Raw genomic sequence first — 19,906 nt, forward strand, 5'->3', positions numbered from 1 at the left:
CCATTCCGGAAACTGCCCGGACCCCGGTTGCGCGGCGTCATCGCTTCAGGCAATGGGAGCGACGGCGCCATCGCGCAAGGCGTGGATAGACTGCAGTGAATTGACTTCCATTTCAATTCCTCGCGTACTGCGCAGACCATGGACCAGCGCCCGGACTGCGGCCGTTGTGGTGATGCAAAGCAGTCGCCTGCGTATCGCCTGTTGACGAATAGCAAACGCGTCATCGCGCGTACGCCGGGAGTCCGGAATATTGATGATCAACTGAATTTCTCCACGTTTGATCAGATCCAGCGCATTGGGGCTCAGATTTTCGCGCATTTTATGCAGAGCCGTCATTTCCACGCCGTGCCCGCGTAGAAAGTCGGCGGTCCCCCGCGTTCCATATAGCTGATACCCCAGCTTTTGTAATTGAATTGCTTCCTCGACCAGCTGCGCTTTGACACGGTCGCTTACGCTGAAGAATATGCCGCCGCTCTGCGGTATGCGGTCGCCGGCGCCAGACTGCGCCTTGAGGTAAGCTGCGCCAAGATCTCTGGCAATACCCATTACCTCGCCCGTAGATTTCATCTCTGGCCCGAGAATGATGTCCGCACCCGGGAAGCGCATGAACGGCAATACGGCTTCTTTGACAGCAACAAAGCCGGTATCGGCGCCATCTTCTGGCAGCTTCAATTGTGCCAGCGACTCGCCCAACATGACTCGAGTGGCAAGGGCCGGCAACGGCAGCCCAATGGCCTTGCTAACGAATGGGGCGGTCCGACTGGCGCGAGGATTAACTTCGATTACGTAGAGCTGCTCCCTTTGCACCGCAAACTGAATATTTAACAAACCTACAACATTGAGCTCCAGCGCAATAGAACGAGTTGCCGACCGAATCTCTTCGATAATAGCTGCGGGCAGCCCGACCGGCGGAAGCACGCAGGCCGAGTCGCCGGAATGCACGCCTGCTTCCTCAATATGCTGCATTATGCCGGCGACAAAAACATCGTGGCCGTCGCTCAGCGCGTCGACATCGATTTCGATGGCATCCTCCAGAAAACGGTCAATCAAGACCGGATGCTCCGGCGCAGCCTCTTGCGCCTCGCGAACGAAAGAAAGCAATTGTTCGCGCTCATAGACAATAGCCATCGCTCTGCCGCCCAGTACGTAGCTGGGTCTCACAAGGCAAGGATAACCTATGCGACGAACAACTTCCTCGGCCTCCTGGGTCGTGGAAGCCATGCCGTTTTCCGGCTGACGCAAGCGCAACTTTTCCAGCATTGCGCTGAAGCGATCGCGATCCTCAGCGCGATCGATTGCATCCGGCGACGTTCCGAGAATCGGAATACCAGCGGCTTCCAACCTTCTGGCCAGCTTGAGCGGCGTCTGTCCCCCAAAACTTAGAATAACACCGTGCGGCTGCTCTTTGCGGCAAATGTTCAGAACATCTTCGAAGGAAAGCGGCTCGAAGTAAAGTTTGTCCGATGTATCATAGTCGGTTGAAACTGTTTCGGGATTGGAGTTTACCATGATCGACTGCACGCCCATCTTTTGCAGCGCAAAGGACGCATGGCAGCAGCAGTAATCAAATTCAATGCCCTGGCCAATTCGGTTTGGGCCGCCGCCCAGAATCACAACCTTCTTTACCGATCGCACTCGCGATTCATCTTCGTCTTCGTACGTGGAATAAAGGTAGGGGGTGATTGCCTCAAATTCTCCGGCGCAAGTATCAACAGACTTATATACGGGCGCCAACGCAAGGGCGCTTCGGGCGGAGGCAACGGCCGCTTCGCCCGAGGACAGCAGCTCCAGCGATCGCGAGCGACGCTCGTGTTCCGGATAGGCGGCATTGCCAAGTACTCCGCGCAGCGCTGATCTATTCCTTAAAAAGCCAATCTGGCGATCGGAATAGCCGTTTCGCTTCAGCGCCTCCAACCATTCCCGATCCAGCGGGGCGCCGGCCGCTGCGTATTCCATTTCCAGACGCAACAGATCGAGAATTTGATTCAAAAACCATGGATCAATACCGCTCAGCTCATAAACTCGCGCGACATCAAATCCGCTTTCCGGCTTTTCCAGGCCGAGTTCCAGGGCGCGACGCACGCTATAAATCCGCTCCGGAGTCGGCCGCGCCAGGCTTGCTTCCAGATACTCGATTTCTTCACGTTCTCCCTGTAGTTCAAAGTCTAACAAACGCAACATTTCGCTCAGGCTGCCATCGGCGCCAAAACCGTAGCGCCCCGTTTCCAGCGAACGAAATGCTTTTTGAAAGGATTCCTTGAAGGTCCGGCCGATACTCATCGCCTCGCCAACCGACTTCATCATCGAACCCAGAGTATCACTGGCCCCTGGAAACTTCTCAAAGGTAAAACGGGGCGCTTTCACCACCACATAGTCAATCGTTGGTTCAAAACTGGCTGGCGTCACGCGTGTGATGTCATTCTGAACTTCGTCCAGCGTGTAACCGACGGCCAGCAAAGCTGCGATTTTGGCGATGGGAAAGCCGGTGGCCTTGCTGGCGAGAGCGGAAGAACGCGAAACCCGAGGGTTCATTTCGATCACGACCATTTCACCGTTCTTCGGGTTTACGCCGAACTGAATATTCGAGCCGCCGGTATCGACGCCTATCTCTCGAATGATTTTGATCGCAGCATCGCGCATTTCCTGGTACTGGCGATCGGAAAGCGTTTGTTGCGGCGCCACCGTAATGGAATCGCCGGTGTGCACGCCCATTGGATCAATATTTTCGATCGAACAAATGATAACTACATTGTCTGCCAGATCGCGCATGACCTCCAGTTCGAATTCCTTCCAGCCCAGTACGCTTTCCTCAAGCAGGATCTGGTTTGTCGGCGAGAGATTCAGACCATTCTGGACGATTGTATCAAAATCGTCGTCGGTGAATGCAATGCCGCCGCCGGCGCCGCCGAGCGTGAAGGAGGGTCGAATGATCAAGGGTAAGCCGCGACGGCCCTTGAATTGCAGAGCCTCTTCCATACTGCTGCAGAGCGCCGACTGAGGCACGCGCATGCCAATGCGCAGCATTGCCTCCTTAAATTCCTCTCTACTTTCCGCCTTCCGTATTGCCGCCACATTGGCGCCGATTAGCTTCACCCCGGACTTTTCCAGGTAGCCCATCTTTTCGAGATCCATTACCAGGTTGAGCGCAGTTTGTCCGCCAACGGTTGGCAAGATTGCATCTGGCTTTTCCTTTTCGATCACGCGAATTAAGGTTTCGGGCGTGAGCGGCTCGATGTACGTGGCGTCCGCCATCTCCGGATCGGTCATGATAGTCGCCGGATTGGAATTAAACAAAATGGTACGAAAGCCTTCGCGGCGCAGGGCCTTGCAGGCCTGAGTTCCGCTATAGTCGAACTCGCAGGCCTGGCCGATTACTATCGGTCCGCTTCCAGGGATCAGTATGCTTTTGATATCGGTACGACGGGGCATGGCCAATTTCGCTGAGCAAAGAAATCGGGCCACGTTGACGGTCGCGTCGAAGCCGTCCACACAAATGTCCAGGCGACAACCCGGGTCTAGAGGCGTTCTGCTCGGTGAAACGCGCGACAGCGCTCTGTAGAAAAATCGAGCGAGCAGAGAAATGGTTTGGGGTCGACGCGATCCGACTCGCCAATCCAGATTTCATAGTGGAGGTGCGGACCTGTAGCGCGACCCGTGCGACCAAGGGCGCCGATCTGCTGACCGCGACTGACCGCTTCGCCTACCTGTACGTAGCTACGCGAAAGGTGCGCGTACATCGCAAAAAAGCCGGAACCGTGTCGCACGACTATCGCTCGGCCGTAGCCGGGATCGAGAAATACACGATAGACGACGCCGCGCCCCGTTGCGGCGACCGGGGTTCCTTCGACGCCGGCCATATCGTAGCCGGGATGAAATTCTAGATTGCCGCGCGTAACCGGGTCCTCGCGGAGACCGAAGGGCGATGTATCATTGAAGATCTCAAGGTCCCTGAAAGGACGTCCCAGCGGCATCTCAGAGTAGAGACCGATGCCTCCATCTATCGCGTCGCGTACAGAATCCCTTAGCGCTTGCCGCAATTGAATGCTCCAGCGCAGCTGCTTCAATGCCGCTACTGGCGGCAGATATCCGGCGCGCGGACTGAGATGATCGTCCTGGTTACGATCTCGATCCAGTTCGGCTCGCGCCAGCTGATCCGCCTTGCTGTCCTCGGATATTTCATTGATCTCTGAATCCGGAAATCCAATACTCAACGCAGCCTGTTCGAGGTTAGCGCTCAGCTCCAGATGGAGCTTGCGGTTTTCGACCGCGGTTTCTTTTAGATGCAGGGCTTGACTGAAATTGGCGCCATAGAGCTCCCGCAACCTGAGAATCTCGCGCGATTGAGCGGTACGCAGATAAATGCCGTAGAAGGCCAGAGTCACCGCCAGAATGGCAGTGCCGGCAAGAAACAGGATCATGAACCAGTTCAGCTGCAGACTGAAGATGCGCTCCTGCCCGTGCGGAATGATCATGACCGTAAGGCGTTCCTCGCCCTTGCGACGCAGCGCACGCCGCAGGTCTTGCATCCACTCCTGCAGGCTTTCGACCATGGATCTCATCTTGCGTGTTGCAGACAGTACGCGCCCTGCGTAGAGGCCGTCAATCACCCTTGCCGGCCTGATCGGGGGGCGAAAGGCCTTTTTTCATTTACCGCGCGGACCGGCGGCGGCAATCGACCTGATGGCCGAATCCACCGAGCGCGAACCAGTCGCTGATTCCTCTGATCTTTTCGAGCATCGACTGCACAAACTGCAAAACCTGCAGGCTGCGGGAAATGACCCCTACGCCGCCTACTTCCGCCCCGCGCAGACCGCAGCCGAACTCCTGGCCCTGGCTGAGAGTGAACACGGCGAGGCCAAACATTTCAGCGTAGCCGGACGCATTCGTTCGCGTCGCTTGATGGGCAAGGCCGGCTTTATGGATCTGGAAGACGCCAGCGGCAGAATCCAGCTGTACGGGGCGCAGAAGGAGCTGACCGATCGCTACTCGGATTTTTGCGAGCTGGATCTTGGCGATCAGATTGGCGCCGGCGGCTACCTGTTTCGCACGCGAACGGGACAGACGACCCTGCACTTGACTGAATTTGTTCTGCTGGCCAAGTGCCTGCGACCGCTTCCGGTCGTAAAAGAAGCGGAAGGACGCGTATTCGACGCCTTTGCGGACAAGGAACAGCGCTACCGGATGCGCTATGTAGACTTGATCGTCAATCCGGAGGTGCGCGAGGCCTTTGAAAAGCGGTCGCGTATCGTTGCGGAGGTCCGGAATTTTCTGATCGAACGCGGCTTTCTGGAAGTGGAGACGCCGATGATGCATCCCATTCCGGGCGGAGCAACGGCGCGCCCCTTTGTAACCCATCACAATGCTCTGGATATGGAGCTTTACTTGCGCATCGCTCCGGAACTCTATTTGAAGCGACTGATCGTCGGCGGCTTTCCGCGCGTATTCGAAATCAATCGTAATTTTCGCAACGAGGGCATCAGCTACAAGCACAACCCGGAATTCACGATGCTGGAGCTCTATGAAGCCTACGGCAACATGGATACCATGCTTGAGTTGTGCGAATCTTTGATCTCGACAGTGGCGCAGAAAACGATTGGCGCTCTGCAAGTTGAATACGGCGAGCAGCGATTGGACTTCAGCCCCCCCTGGAAGCGAGTGGGCTATCTGCAGGCGATTGCCGAACACTCCGGGGTTGCGTTGCATCTCGATATGGCGCCCGCCGAGGCCCTTGAAATGGCGCAAAAGGCTGGCATACGCCCGGAGCAGTTGGCCGGCTGTGACACGGTCTGGAAGGTAGCGGAAGTCCTATTTGATGAACGAACAGAAAAAGAACTGATTCAGCCGACCTTTATCATCGACTATCCCACGGCGATCTCGCCGCTGGCCAAAGCCTGGCCCGAACGACCGCAATTTGTGCAGAGATTCGAACCTTATATTGCCGGCCGCGAAATCGGCAATGCCTTCAGTGAGCTCAATGATCCCATCGAGCAACGCCGTCGCTTCAGCGAGCAGGTGGCAGAACGCGAAAAGGGCGGAGAGGGCGGGTACATGGACCTCGACTACGTTCGCGCCCTGGAGTACGGCATGCCGCCAACGGGGGGAATGGGCATCGGGATCGATCGGTTGGCAATGCTGCTGACCAATGCCGCCTCAATCCGCGATACAATCTTATTTCCTCTGATGCGACCGGAACGATTCGAAGAGTAAGAGCCGTCGATTTTCAAGAGCGGTGCAACGGCGAGGAATCGTCCATGACAACGATTCCCCGCCTGTTATCAACTGCAGCCAGTAGTTGCGCCGCAGGAATTGCACTTCAAGCAGCTCCCATTGCGAACCAGCGTCAGCTGGCCGCATTCCGGACAGGGATCGCCTTCATAGCCTTTCATCCGTGCAATTGCTACGCTCTCCGAACGATGTAGCGTTGCCTGCGCAGCGCCAGCGCTGCTCCGAGCGGGCGCCAGCGGCTCAAAATTCAGCTCTGGCATCCAGGACAACTTGCTTCCAGCGTCCAGGTCGGGCTCTGAACGCGACACAGAGGATGAATCCGCTGACCCGGCCTGGGAAGCGAAACCGGCCTCCTCTTCCGTTTCGTCCACAGTGCTTACAATGTGACGCCCGCCCTGACGAACCTGCAAGGATGGAGAACGGATTGAATCCCCGCGCAGGTCTTCTGGCTGCACCTGGGCCAGATCGTGTCGGCTCAGATAAGTTACGGCAAGTTCGCGGAACACATAGTCAATGATCGAGGTTGACATTTTGATGTGTGGATTGCCCGTCACCATGCCATTGGGTTCAAAGCGCGTGAAAACGAATGCTTCCACAAACTCTTCCAGGGGCACGCCGTACTGCAAGCCAATGGAAACGGCTATGGCAAAGGAATTCATTAAGGCCTTGAAAGCCGCGCCTTCCTTGTGCATGTCGAGAAAGAGCTCGCCCAGACGTCCGTCTTCATACTCGCCCGTGCGAACATAGATTTTGTGCCCGCCAACAACAGCCTTCTGGGTGTAACCCGCACGCCGATCGGGAAGGCGGCGGCGTTTTGCAATGTAGCGATAGACAATCTTCTCTACCGCCTTTTCGATTTGTTCCGTCCGTGAAACCGCCGGCGCCGCTTCTTCGGCCTCGGCTGCCTCTTCATCGTCGGTTTGAATATTCAAGGGCTGCGAGAGCTTTGAACCGTCGCGGTACAAAGCGACAGCTTTGATCATAAGTTGCCAGGAAAGCCAGTAGGCGTTCTTCACATCCTCGACCGACGCCTCCATCGGCAAGTTGATCGTTTTAGATATGGCGCCCGAGAGAAAGGGCTGTGCGGCCGCCATCATTCGCACATGCGCCTCCCATTTCAGAAAGCGTTTGCCATAGCGACCACAGCGGTTGGCGCAATCGAAGACCGGATAGTGTTCTTCGCGCAGGTAGGGAGCTCCCTCAATAGTCATGGTTCCGCAAACAAAGTCATTGGCTTTGCGAATTTCTTCTCGGCTGAATCCCAGGCGCTCCAGCAGGTTGAAGTCAGCCTGGTCCGCTTCGGCGCCAAAACCAAGCTTCCCCTTGACGAAATCTTCGCCGAGCACGAAGCGATTGAAGACAAAGCTGATATCAAAGGCCGTTCCCAGCGCCGCCTCAATGGCATCCAGCGATGCATCGGTAAAACCCTTTGCACGCAATGTTTCGTGATTGATGCCAGGTGCGTTACGCAGCGTACCGTGACCGACGCAATACTTTACAATCTCCTCCGCTTGCATCGCGTCGTAGCCAAGACGAAGGAGCGCCGGCGGAATCGAGCCATTGATGATCTTGAAATAGCCGCCGCCCGCCAGCTTCTTGTATTTTACCAGGGCAAAATCCGGCTCAATGCCGGTGGTATCGCAGTCCATTACCAGGCCAATGGTGCCAGTAGGCGCCAGCACTGTTACCTGAGCATTGCGATAGCCGTGTTGCTCGCCCATGTGCAAGGCGCGGTCCGATTCCTCTCGCGCCGCTTTCAGCAAATACTCCGGGCAGTACTGAGGATTGATTGCCACCGGCGCAACGCTCAACCCTTCGTAGTCCGCCGTTGGCGCGCCATAAGCAGCGCGGCGGTGGTTGCGTATTACACGCAGCATACTCTCGCGATTGCGGGTGAAGCCGGGAAAAGAACCCAGCTTTCGGGCCATCTCGGCGCTGGTGGCAAAGGCGTTCATATGCATGATCGCCGTAAGGGCGCCGGACCAGGCGCGCGCCTCTTCCGAATCATAGGCGATGCCAAGTACCATCAGCAGGGATCCAAGGTTAGCATAACCCAGACCCAGCGTGCGAAAAACATAAGAAAGCTCCGCAATGCGCGCCGAGGGATACTGCGCCATTGTCACCGATACTTCCAGTGTAATAGTCAGAATGCGCGTTGTATGACGGTAGCCCAGATCATCGAATTGACTGCTTTCCTGATTCAGGAATTTCAACAGGTTCATAGAGGCCAGGTTACAGGCCGTATCATCCAGAAACATGTACTCCGAACAAGGATTGGAAGCATTGATGCGTCCATCTGCGGGGCAGGTATGCCACTCATTGATGGTTGAATCATACTGTACGCCGGGATCTGCCGATTGCCATGCGGCGTAGGAAATATCTTCCCATAGTTCGCGAGCCTTGAGGGTCCGGTGCGGACGCGGCAGCCGGTTTTCTGCGAGACTGCGCTCCCGCTCAGTCCGCCAGTAAAGCGACCAATCGGCATCGCTTTCCACGGCGCGCATGAAGTCGTTTGTAATGCGTACGGAGTTATTCGAATTCTGTCCGGATACTGTGGAATAGGCGCGCGACTGCCAGTCCGTAGTAAGCTCTTCAAAAAGAATGGAAGTATATCCCTGACGCGCCAGATCGATGACGCGACGAATGTAGTTGTCCGGAATCTCGACCCGGCGCGCTTCCTTGATTGCTTTCTTAAGTTCGCTATTGTGCGCCGGATCAAATCTCTTTTCCGGATCTTCGCCCTGCTGGGCAGCGTGCATGACGGCATTCAAACAGCGATTGGCCAGGCGCGAACCGGCAACCATCGCTACGACCTTTTGCTCTTCCGCTGCCTTCCAATGGATGAACTCATGAATGTCTGGATGGTCCATATCCAGACTGACCATTTTTGCAGCACGACGCGTGGTTCCGCCGGATTTGATGGCGCCTGCCGCTCGATCTCCGATTTTCAGAAAACTCATCAATCCGGAACTCTTGCCGCCGCCCGATAGCGGTTCGCCTTCGCCGCGCAAATTGGAAAAGTTTGTGCCGGTTCCGCTGCCATACTTGAACAGACGGGCTTCGCGAACCCAGAGGTCCATGATCCCGCCTTCATTCACCAGATCGTCCTGAATCGACTGAATGAAACAGGCGTGTGGCTGAGGATGCTCGTATGCCGACATCGAACGTGTCAGAATTCCCGTCCGCGGATCTACGTAATAGTGACCCTGGCCGTTGCCATCGATTCCGTAGGCCCAGTGCAAGCCAGTATTGAACCACTGCGGCGAATTAGGGGCGGCAATTTGTGCGGCCAGGATATAGCAGAGCTCTTCGTAATAAGCGCGGACATCGGTCTCGCTATCGAAGTAGCCGTGCTTGAAGGCCCAGTACGCCCAGCAACCGGCAAGGCGATGAAAAACCTGGCGGGCGCTTGTCTCACCGCCATAGCGCTCTTCCGGCGGCAGCTGCTCCAGAGCTTCGCTATCTGGAACCCGGCGCCACAACCACTCCGGCACACCGTCCTCTGCAACCGGACGGGTTCGCGAAGGGACGCCAGCCTTGCGAAAATACTTCTGAGCAATGATATCAACGGCAACTTGCGACCAGGCCTCGGGAGCATCCACGGCCGGCGCCTCAAATACGACTTTCCCGTCCGGATTTACGATTCGCGAAACGCGCGTAGCCCAGGGCAAAAGCTCCCAGACGGCCGTATTTTCGTGGGCGGCGCCAATCACCCCGCGATCTTCCAGGCTTGATGTGTAATAGCGTTTGATGCGCATCGTTATCTCCCGGACCAATCAGGAAGCAGAGGTTTACTATACATAGAACGGGCTTTCCCGTCGAATTGTAAAGAGGATTCCAGCGAAAAATTCAATCTGCGCCCGCAGTCCCCGCATTGCGGCGGCGCCGATCTTATGTCGCTCTGCTATCTGCCAGCGGCCCTTCCTCCTCAGAAATCGTTCCTCGCGGCTGCTTAATTATGTCACATTGACTCGGCCAGAATCAGCGTCATTCTTCAGTCGGGTCAACAGAAATTGGCCGACCGTTGCGCTGAAACTGATCCGGGTCCGCTCACTGCACAGTTGTGGCTCGTCGCGGGGAGGGCACGCTTGTCGCTCCGACCTGGATGGTCAACCTTCTCAGCGATGGCAAAGCCAGTTCCGCTGGGAAAAAAAAGGGTACCTCCTGGCCGGCGTTCCCGCTTCAGCGCTGCTGGACGGGATTGCCGCCGCCATCCCGCTCCACACGTGCGTGAATAGCCGTGTATTCCGCGGAGCTGGGGCCAAAGGCCAGCAGGGCATATTTCAGTAGATGTTCGTTCTTTCTTCTTCTATATTCATCGCTCATGCGTAGATCCTGCATGCGGTGGGCAAGGGTCTCATTGCGGCGATAGCAGGCAGCGAGCAGTCGATGCGCTTCCGGGTCCTGGGCGTGTTCCGGACGAATCTTGAGATAGCGCTCCAGCACATCCTGACAGGCGCTGAAATTCTGAAGCCGAAATTGAAGTTTGACGTAGTTGCGGTAAACCAGACTCAGCAATTCCTTAAAGGGCGCCGAAGTGGCAACCTCCGGATTGCCCACGGCATCCAGCTCGTTAATCGCCTTAACGAGGTGCGCCACAGCCTGCATTCTGGCACGATTGCGAATCTGTGCTTCGCGCCGCCGAATCGCCTCCTCGTAGTCCAGCCTTTGCCAGCCGCCCTGGGGACGACTTGCCTCCAGACGAACGCGTTCCTGGCCGGCCTCTCGCTCGGCAAGATTCAGCAGATTCTGCGCGTCCCGCAATGATCCGCGCGCTCGCTCCACTCGGCGCATGGATGCACCCGCGCTAACTTCATCTATGACGCGCAATTCCGGGAATAGATTGGAAATGTCCTGATCGATCCAGCCCGAGTCGGCCTGGCTTCCATCCTCGCGGATCCCGGAGCTTTCTGGATGATGATCGAATGCCGTTTCTGCCAGACGATCCTCAGCGGCTCGCTGCTCTGTACTCCCGCTCGCTCCAGTACCGAAGAAAAAATTCGAATCGGACTCATCAAAGCGGTCGGAAACGGCCTGGGCGCGCGCCCCGGAAGGGCCGGCAAGGCCAAAGACCAGAGTGCAATAGACAAGCGCCAGGCGCCGACCGCTTTGCCATGCTTTGCTTGTTAAGGCGGGCTGAGAACATTTGCTGACCCCGGAAAGAAGTCGGCAAGGAGACGATGAGGCCATGGATATAGAGTCGGCAGACAGAGCGATGGCATTAACCGGAAGCCTGCCCGGGCCGCTGGCCTATTCAGGAGAGCATTTGCACTTTGGCGGATTGCCCGTAGCTGACCTTGCCGCTGCTTTTGGCACTCCGCTCTATGTTTACTCTGCTGCCTATCTCAAGGAACGTCTGGAATCCTACCGGCGCGGCCTGCGCGGCCGCAAACATCTATTGTGCTATTCGGTGAAAGCCAATAGCAACCTGGCAATCTTGCGACAGGTGGCCGGAGCGGGGGCCGGCGCAGATATTGTCAGCGGCGGCGAGTTGTATCGCTGCTTGCAGGCTGGTATGCCGCCCGAGCGTATCGTATTTGCCGGCGTTGGCAAAACGGAGCGCGAGATCGCCGAGGCGCTCAAGGCTGGCATCCTGCTATTCAGCGTTGAGTCGGTAGCCGAAATGGAGTCGATCCAGCGTTGCGCTGAGACCCTTGGTGCGCGCGCCCGGATCAGCATTCGGGTGAATCCCGACGTAGACGCCGCCACCCATCCCTACATCAGTACCGGTCTCAAAGAGAATAAATTCGGCATTTCACATCAAGCAGCGCGCGAGGTATACGCCCTGAGCCGGCAAATGCCGGCGTTACAGGCCAGCGGCATTGGCTTTCACATTGGTTCGCAAATGCTTGAATCGAGCGGGGTGCGCGATGCCTCTGCTGTTCTCTGCGCTCTGATCGAGCGGCTGAGATCAGATGGCTTTTCCTTCGAACACATCAGTATTGGCGGCGGCCTCGGCATTCGCTATGGGGCGGAGCAAGCGCCCGAACCTGCGGACTTTGCAGCCGAGGCAGCCGCCGCTCTGCCTTATCCGGATGCTACCCTCTGTCTGGAACCTGGCAGAAGCGTGGTTGGCAATGCTGGGATCCTGTTGACCAGGGTTCTTTACGCGAAGGAACAAGCCGACCGCCGATTTCTGATCGTTGACGCCGCCATGAACGATCTGATTCGTCCGGCGCTCTACCAGGCGGAACATGCCATTGTCAGCGAAAAATTGCAGGAGGCCGAGCAGGCGCAGCGCTGGGATATTGTCGGTCCAATTTGTGAGAGCGCTGATTTTCTAGGTCGCAACCGCTTGCTGAGCGCCGCGGCCGATGATCTACTCTGTATCTGCTCAGCCGGGGCTTATGGATTTACCATGGCCTCCAACTACAATTCCCGGCCTCGTCCGGCGGAGGCGCTGGTCGTCCCGGACAGCGAAGGGCGGCCCAGAGCCCTGGTGGTGCGCGATCGAGAGAATTACGAGGATCTGATCTATGGTGAAAATACAGGGGAAGATTGAGCTCCCGGACGCCGATATTGTACCCGGCGATTGACCATGACAGGCACGTTGCTCAAATCAGGCCGCCGCGGCCGGCGTCGCGGATCGGTCGTTCTCTTGCTTGTACTGCTGCTGACATTGCCTGGCGTCGCCCTTCTTGCTCAATCGCCAGACCTGACCAACATGGGCGTGTTGCTGGAACAGAACCGCGGCGACATTCGCTTTTTTGACATCGCTCTTTCCAACATGAGCGACAAGAATCCCGACGGTTCGCCCAACTCCCTGCGCGCCGAGCTAATCGAACAGTACCGCGCCGCGCTGACGCACGACTTTTACGCCAACCTGTGGTACCTGCAGGGACAGTACGGGCGAACACACCGCGAACTAAAGGAATCTCAGAACCAGCTGCAACAGGCGTACCGCAAAATCCTGGAGCGTTACCTGGAAACAACCTGGGCGCTGCTTGAGGAAAGCGCCCCGCTCATCGTCCGCTCTCGCGACCAAAGCGCTCGCGCTTTGCTGCGTCTTGGTTTTCGCGATCTGGAAACGACCCGACTGTTTCACGTGCGCGGGTCCAACATCCATCCCCGCTTGCACACCAATCAGATCCAGTACTATCGCGAGGGGCTCAAGCGAATTCGCCGCGCCCGTCGCTTTGCGCTGCTGGCGTTGGTTGAGGCCAAGTTGCCGCGCGAAGAACGACCGCAGTACCAGCTGGTTACCTACGATGACGTGCGCAATCCTGAGCCTGGCGAGCAAGACAATGACTTCCAGCGGGTGCTCAAGCTGTTGATCAATATGACCGGCCGCCGATTGATTCCGGATGCCATTACCACTCGCAACCTTGCGCAGCCGGCCGAACTCAAGCTTCTTGAAATCCATCAGGACAATTACAATCGCCTGATCAGCGATCGCCGTTCAATCTGGATGGAGGAGAGCGCCAAGCTCAATACAGACTCTTTCTACGAAGCTTATTCCTTGCCGCGACGTAACAGTCAAAACAAGGATGAAGTGCCGCGCGCAGAATCGGATCCGCGGCAACCGTCCGGCGCCGGCCAGAATCCAGGGCCTGGCGCTGCGCCGCAACCGGCTGGCGCTGCACCGGCCGGAAACGCCGGCTGAGCGTCGCTCCTATTTTTTCTCCGGCGGGCGTCCCAGCAGCATGTTCAACCCTTGCTCTACGATGCTGGTGCTGTTCTGGGCGGCTTTACGCGCCGCTTGTTCAATGATCTCGCCGCTGAGCGCCGAACCCATCGCTTCCTTAAATCCCTCGCGCACCTCGTCCCGAAAATCGGGCTTCAATTCGCGCCCGGCTTCGATAACTCCCTCGCGCAATCGCGCCTTCATCAATTCCGCAAGTTCGTCAATCTCCTGGTAGAGCCTGGCCTTCAGGCTGGCGCGGAAGAGCAGGTAGCTTCCAAGCAGCGTAAAGCAACTTGCCAGAATGGCCGAGCCGACGCCGGACAGGATAATTGTCAGTGTCATATTATCCATTTCCTATTTCTCCCTCAGTCGCGCCGGGCGCCGAAGCGATAGTTTGCAATCCGGACAGGAAGTCCGTCAACGCGTTTTGGGAGTCCGGCGGCTGGGCCTCGCGTACCAGCCATTCTGGCTCGTCTTCCGGCAGCTCATCAAGGAAACGACAGGGGTTCTGAATTTGCGCTTCGCCGAAGCGACGTCGCGAGGCCGCGTAGCTGAGATAGAGTCGTTGCCGCGCGCGAGTCATGCCAACGTAGAACAGACGACGCTCCTCGGAAAGCGCCTCCTCCGGATCGCTGGACTCTTCGAGACTGCGCTGCGCGGGAATCACGCCCTCCTCCAGTCCAGTGAGGAATACTACCGGAAATTCAAGGCCCTTGGAAAGGTGCAGGGTCAATAGCTGAACGCGACCACGCGGGCTCTCCTCGTCTTGATCTGCGGCCAGCAGGCTGATGCGCGCCAAAAAATCGAAAATGCGCGGCGGCGTCGATTCCTCCCAGTTGTCCTCCAGAAACGAGAGCATATTGACCAGTTCGGAAAGATTCAACAAACGCGCCCGAACGGCGGAATCATTGTCGCCCTCGCGGCGGAACTCTGCCTCAAAATTCAGATCGCGAATCATATCGGCCAGCGCGGGCGCCAGGCGGCGGGCCTCGGCAAAACGACGGCGCTGTCGGCCCAGCAGCTCTTGAAATTCATACAGGGCGGCTACGACGTCCGCGCGTAGTCCGGGCACTAGAGCGGGTTCGGCCACGATGCGTTCCAGGGCTTGTTGAATATCGACCTTCTGCTGTTGCGCTGCCATCCACGCTCCGATCTTGCCGATTGCCGCCTCGCCAATGCCCCGCCGCGGACGATTGATGATGCGCAGCACGGCCGTTTCATCGCGAGGGTTGGCGATAGCTCTCAGGTAGGCAATGATGTCTTTTACCTCTCGTCGATCAAAGAACCGGTAGCCGCCTACTACATGATGTGGGATGCTACGCGTACGCAGCTCTTGCTCGAATGCTCGCGATTGAAAGTTAGTTCGAAATAGTATTGCAAAGTCCCCGGGCTGACGACCGCCGCGCAGCGTTTGATGGCGGATTTCTTCCGCCACCAGCGCCGCTTCGCGCTGTTCATCTTGCGCCTGCAGTCCATGCAAGCGTTCGCCTTCGCCAAGCGCGGCGCGCAAGACCTTGCCGGTGCGTACCGCATTGTTCTGGATTACGGCATTTGCCGCGCGTAAAATGCGCGCCGTAGAGCGATAGTTCGTCTCCAGCTTGATAATGCGCGCGCCGCTGAAGTGTCGATGGAAATTGAGCATCAAATCGACGCGAGCGCCGCGCCAGCCATAGATGGATTGGTCATCATCGCCAACCACGCAAAGATTCTTTTCAGCGCCGATCAGCTGTTTGAGCAGCTCAAACTGGACGGCATTGGTATCCTGAAACTCGTCGATCAAAAAATGCTTCCAGCGTCGACGGTACTTGTCGCGCATAGATTTACTGCCGCTCAGTAGTTTGAGCGGCAGTAAAATCAAATCGTCAAAATCTACTGCATTCAAATCGCGAAGCGATTCGGCATAGCGGCCGCAGATTTCTTCGAACAACGCTCCGCTCTGTGCAAAGCCCTGCCGCTCGGCAAAATCGCCAGCGGATAGTCCGCTGTTCTTAAACAGGGAGATCTTCCAGAGAATGCCATCGTTACGGATGTCCTCCACATCAAGCTTCAGAGATCTATAGATCTCCGCCATCACATTGCGCAAGTCATCCGGTCCAAGGATTGAGAAGGGCGCGCGATAGCCAGACAGCTGATCAATCTCCAGTTGTAAGATACGATTGCCCAGCGAGTGAAAAGTAGACATCACAATTCCACGACTCTTTTGTCGCGGCAGCAATTGTTGCAGGCGCTGCTTCATTTCGCGCGCGCTCTTGTTTGTGAATGTTACCGCGACGATAGACGCTGGCGCCATGCCAGATTCAATCATCCGCACAATGCGACGGGTGATCACCGTCGTCTTGCCGGAGCCGGCGCCAGCGAGTATCAGAACCGGACCGTGGAGGGCGGAGGCGGCGGCCTCCTGCTCGGGATTGAGGGCTGCTCGAGACACGGCAAGCGACATAAGCAGCCTGCGGGCCTGAGCCGGCAAGCGATTCCGCCAGTACAGCGGCCGATTGAATTGGCGGCCGCGCTTGACCGGCAGCCGCCACGCACGGCAGCGTCTGATGTGGCAAAACGCTGGATGATCTATGGCGCCACCGGCTTCAGCGGCGTGCTGATCGCCGAGCGCGCCGTCGAACTCGGATTGGCGCCGATCCTGGCCGGCCGTGACGAGTCGAAACTTGCGCCGCTGGCGGAACGTCTTGGCCTGCAGTACTGCGCCTTCTCCCTTGATGACTCGCAGCGTATGGTTCGCGAAATCGAGGCGACCGCTCTGGTACTGCACTGCGCCGGTCCATTCGTACGAACCGCTCGGCCGATGCTTGAAGCCTGCATTGACGCCGGCGCAAGCTACATCGATATTACCGGCGAGATTCCAGTCTTTGAAATGGCCGACAGCCTGCATGAACGCGCCCGCGATCGTGGCGTCATGTTAATGCCTGGCGCCGGCTTCGATGTCTGCCCGACTGATTGCGCAGCGCTACGCGCCAGGCGATTGCTACCGGATGCCGCCGAGATTTCACTGGCCTTTGTCGGGCAGGGCAGTCTCAGCGCCGGCACGGCGCGCAGTGCGCTCCTGCAGCTGCCGGAGGGCGGAAGAATCCGGCGCGGCGGTCGTCTGATTCAGACCCCGCTGATGGCCCTGTCACGCACCATTGCCTTTGGCGCCGCTTTAGAGGTGCGCTGCTATTCGATTCCGTGGGGCGATCTTTTTACCGCGTCACGCAGCACCGGCGCCCAGGATATCACCGTCTACACTCATGCACCGTTCTTATCCGTAACAGCGGCTCGCGCGATTTCGCCATTTCGTAAACTGCTATCCGGCCCATGGCTGAGCGCTTCCCTGGAGTCCTTGCTGGCAGCAGCCTTGCCGGGCCCGGACGCCAGGACCCGCGAGACCGGTCAGACGCTGGTCTGGGCCGAGGCGCGCAACATTGAGGGCCGCAGCGCCGAGGTGCGGCTGGTAACGCGGGAAGCCTATTCCTTCACAGCCAGCTCTGCAATTGAAGCGGTGCGGCGCACCTTAGGCGGCCAGTTTCAGCCGGGCTATAAGACTCCAGCAAGCGTCTGGGGCGATGAGTTTGTACTCTCGATCAACGGTTCGCGCTACTTTACAATGGGTGAAAAAGATGATCCTACGTTGCAGAGCGGCGTCCAATAGAACTGTGCTTTCCCTTCGCCTGGGGCCGGTGTACTAAATCATGAAAATTCGCTGCGCCCTGGGCCTATTGATCCTGCTCTCAGCGGCGGCCCAGTCAGCCCAGTCTGGCCCGCAGGTTGGAACGCCAGCAGAGCAGTCCCCCTCATCGCCCGCGGCGGACAGCAGCACCCCAGGCGAAAGCAATCTACCGCCACCGGGCTTTGCCGAACAGGGTCAATTTGGCGACTACCTGGTAACGGAAAGCTCGCACCAACTCGACCAGATCGCCTGTGAGGAAAGCAGTTGTACGAAGCTCTATTTTAGCCAGGCGCGAATCGTCTCGGAGCTGGAACCGTTATTCCGGCAGCGCGCCGGTAGGATCCTGATCGATTTCGATGTCAGCCGACCGCGCTTGAATGATCCAGACCTGGAGACGCTGCGACCATTTTTGCGCGAAATTGCCGCGCGCGGCGGCAGGGTCATCGTCGAGCCAATTTCTATTGGCGTACGTGATGAATCCGGCGTTACTTTGCCAGTTGCGGCGGACCTCTTTGGAGTGGGCTACAACCTCGTTCAACGCATTTACAACTACTTCCACTACGACGCGATGGATGACTACCACGCCAAGGCCTTGACCAGCCCCACAGACGGTCGACTGCTGATGCTCTACTTTGTTCACCGTTCCCTGGGCGACCCCTGTACATCGCTCTACTCGCGCTGCGATGTAATAGAGTACTTTGACCAGCAAATCTTTGATGATACGCTATCGCGAGCTCTCGAAGACGCCCGTCAGAGCGGAAAGAGTGTGCGCGTTTCCTTCGAGCATACCCCGGCCCTGCTGCCTGAGGCGACTCTCGACGGCGAAACACTGGTCCGCATCGGCGCTTCAGCCAGGCTCTACAAATGGCTGGTAGCCAGCGGAGAAAATGAAACGCGCGAGCTGCCGCCGCCTGGATCGCGCTTCCTGCCGCTGGCGGCCGCCGTCGGCGCCATCAAGTATTCGCTGCAGGCCTATGATCTGGTACAGGCGCTGCGAATGTACTGGCCGGCCCGGAGTATGCGCGCCGAGGTTTACTACCAGCAGCAGGATGGCGAACGGCGACTGCAAAGCGTTGTGTTTTCACCGGCGGCGACGGAGCAATAGAGTGATTGCCATTTGAGTTCGCGGCGCACGGCAGCGTTGCGGTTTAGAGCCCTTCGACGATCATTCCGGCAGCTTCCGTATTGTTGCTGCGTTCATCAATGAGAATGAAGGAACCGGTGCGACGGTTTTCGGCGTAGGCGTCGAAACACAATGGCTCGGAACAGCGGATTGTCACCGCGCCAAGATCATTCAGTCGCAATTCCTCAGAGCCTGGACCATCGCGAAGCGCGTGCAGATCGACGGTGGAATCTATGGAGCGAACAACCGCTCGCACCCGGCGCGTAGTATGCTGCAGGAGAAAACGCGATCCAGGGACAAGGCGCTGTTCGCTCATCCAGCAGATGCGCGCCTGAAATTCCTGAGACACGACTGGCGGGCGAGCAGCTTCGGCTATCATCGCCCCGCGCCCGGCGTCAATGTCGTCTGCCAGGCGCAATGCAATTGACTGAGGTGCGCGCGCTTCCGCCAGCTCGCTGCCAGAAAAATCAACCGACTCTACGGTGCTGGCAATTCCAGCCGGTAATACCACAACCGCATCGCCGGGGCGAAAGGCCCCGCCGGCAATGCGCCCGGCAAAGGCCCGATAGTCGCGGTATTCGGCGCTCTGTGGCCGAAGCACATACTGCACTGGCAGGCGCGCCGCTTTCAGGCTCTCTTCATCTTGCAGTTCGACAGTCTCCAGGTGTTCCAGCAGCGCCGGTCCCTGATACCAGGGCATTCGCGAGGAACGCGAGGCGATGTTTTCGCCGTCCACTGCAACAATGGGTATGGCCAGTACATCGGGAAGCCCCAGCGCTTCGCTGACTGCAGCAAATTGCTGCCGAATGGTCTGGAATTCGGACTCGCTGTAATCGACCAGATCCATCTTGTTCACACAAAGGACGAGGTGTCGGATGCCGAGCAACGCTGCGATGTAGGCGTGGCGCCGCGTTTGTTCGACGATTCCGCTGCGTGCATCGAGCAACAGCAGGGCGAGATGCGCAGTGGAGGCGCCGGTTACCATATTGCGCGTGTACTGTACATGACCTGGCGTATCGGCAATGATGAACTTGCGGCGCGGCGTTGAAAAATACTTATAAGCAACATCAATTGTGATGCCCTGTTCGCGCTCTGCGCGCAGCCCGTCGGTGAGCAGGGCAAGATTGACGCGCTCTTCGCCGGAGTGTTCTCGACTGCGCTCCAGCGCCTCAAGTTGGTCGGCCTGAATTGCCTGGGTGTCGTAGAGCAGGCGCCCGATCAGCGTGCTTTTTCCGTCGTCAACGCTGCCGCAGGTTAAGAATCGGAGCAATTCCAT

12 protein-coding genes are annotated in these 19,906 nt (G+C 57.7%); 5 read left to right on the plus strand and 7 right to left on the minus strand.

Annotation, left to right across the window (positions count from 1 at the left end):
- Window positions 1-45: 45 nt before the first annotated feature.
- The gene (gene carB, locus K1X75_04630) at window positions 46-3,429 is read right to left on the minus strand and encodes a carbamoyl-phosphate synthase large subunit (protein MBX7057327.1); all 3,384 of its coding nucleotides are present in this window, start codon (window positions 3,427-3,429) and stop codon (window positions 46-48) included.
- An 86-nt stretch (window positions 3,430-3,515) separates the two neighbouring features.
- Window positions 3,516-4,550: a M23 family metallopeptidase gene (locus K1X75_04635; GenBank protein MBX7057328.1), complete on the minus strand. Its 1,035-nt coding sequence runs from the start codon at window positions 4,548-4,550 to the stop codon at window positions 3,516-3,518.
- 130 nt (window positions 4,551-4,680) lie between these two features.
- Between K1X75_04635 and lysS the strand changes: the two genes are divergently transcribed.
- Window positions 4,681-6,207: a lysine--tRNA ligase gene (gene lysS, locus K1X75_04640; GenBank protein MBX7057329.1), complete on the plus strand. Its 1,527-nt coding sequence runs from the start codon at window positions 4,681-4,683 to the stop codon at window positions 6,205-6,207.
- A 68-nt stretch (window positions 6,208-6,275) separates the two neighbouring features.
- Here lysS and K1X75_04645 read toward each other — a convergent pair whose 3' ends face one another.
- Both K1X75_04645 and K1X75_04650 read right to left on the minus strand, forming a co-directional pair.
- A complete protein-coding gene (locus tag K1X75_04645; protein ID MBX7057330.1) occupies window positions 6,276-9,983 on the minus strand; it encodes a vitamin B12-dependent ribonucleotide reductase in 3,708 nt (1,235 codons plus the stop codon).
- 424 nt (window positions 9,984-10,407) lie between these two features.
- Entirely contained in the window at window positions 10,408-11,415 is a 1,008-nt protein-coding gene (locus K1X75_04650; protein MBX7057331.1) for a hypothetical protein, read from the minus strand.
- Between the two features lie 25 nt (window positions 11,416-11,440).
- Between K1X75_04650 and lysA the strand changes: the two genes are divergently transcribed.
- Window positions 11,441-12,727: a diaminopimelate decarboxylase gene (lysA, locus tag K1X75_04655; GenBank protein MBX7057332.1), complete on the plus strand. Its 1,287-nt coding sequence runs from the start codon at window positions 11,441-11,443 to the stop codon at window positions 12,725-12,727.
- A gap of 36 nt (window positions 12,728-12,763) precedes the next feature.
- Window positions 12,764-13,828 carry a hypothetical protein gene (locus tag K1X75_04660; GenBank protein MBX7057333.1) on the plus strand — a complete coding sequence of 355 codons (1,065 nt, stop codon included), beginning with the start codon at window positions 12,764-12,766 and terminating at the stop codon, window positions 13,826-13,828.
- A 9-nt stretch (window positions 13,829-13,837) separates the two neighbouring features.
- Here K1X75_04660 and K1X75_04665 read toward each other — a convergent pair whose 3' ends face one another.
- Both K1X75_04665 and K1X75_04670 read right to left on the minus strand, forming a co-directional pair.
- Entirely contained in the window at window positions 13,838-14,191 is a 354-nt protein-coding gene (locus tag K1X75_04665) for a hypothetical protein (protein MBX7057334.1), read from the minus strand.
- Between the two features lies 1 nt (window position 14,192).
- Window positions 14,193-16,277, minus strand: a complete 2,085-nt coding sequence (locus K1X75_04670; protein MBX7057335.1) for a UvrD-helicase domain-containing protein — start codon at window positions 16,275-16,277, stop codon at window positions 14,193-14,195.
- A gap of 117 nt (window positions 16,278-16,394) precedes the next feature.
- Between K1X75_04670 and K1X75_04675 the strand changes: the two genes are divergently transcribed.
- Window positions 16,395-17,489, plus strand: coding sequence for a saccharopine dehydrogenase NADP-binding domain-containing protein (locus tag K1X75_04675; protein MBX7057336.1), 1,095 nt, complete (start codon window positions 16,395-16,397; stop codon window positions 17,487-17,489).
- Window positions 17,490-17,529: 40 nt separating this feature from the next.
- Entirely contained in the window at window positions 17,530-18,612 is a 1,083-nt protein-coding gene (locus K1X75_04680) for a hypothetical protein (GenBank protein ID MBX7057337.1), read from the plus strand.
- Window positions 18,613-18,655: 43 nt separating this feature from the next.
- Here K1X75_04680 and K1X75_04685 read toward each other — a convergent pair whose 3' ends face one another.
- Complete coding sequence (locus K1X75_04685) at window positions 18,656-19,906, minus strand: sulfate adenylyltransferase (GenBank protein ID MBX7057338.1); 1,251 nt, start codon at window positions 19,904-19,906, stop codon at window positions 18,656-18,658.

This window comes from Leptospirales bacterium (assembly GCA_019694655.1).
Lineage (GTDB): Bacteria > Spirochaetota > Leptospiria > Leptospirales > Leptonemataceae > SSF53.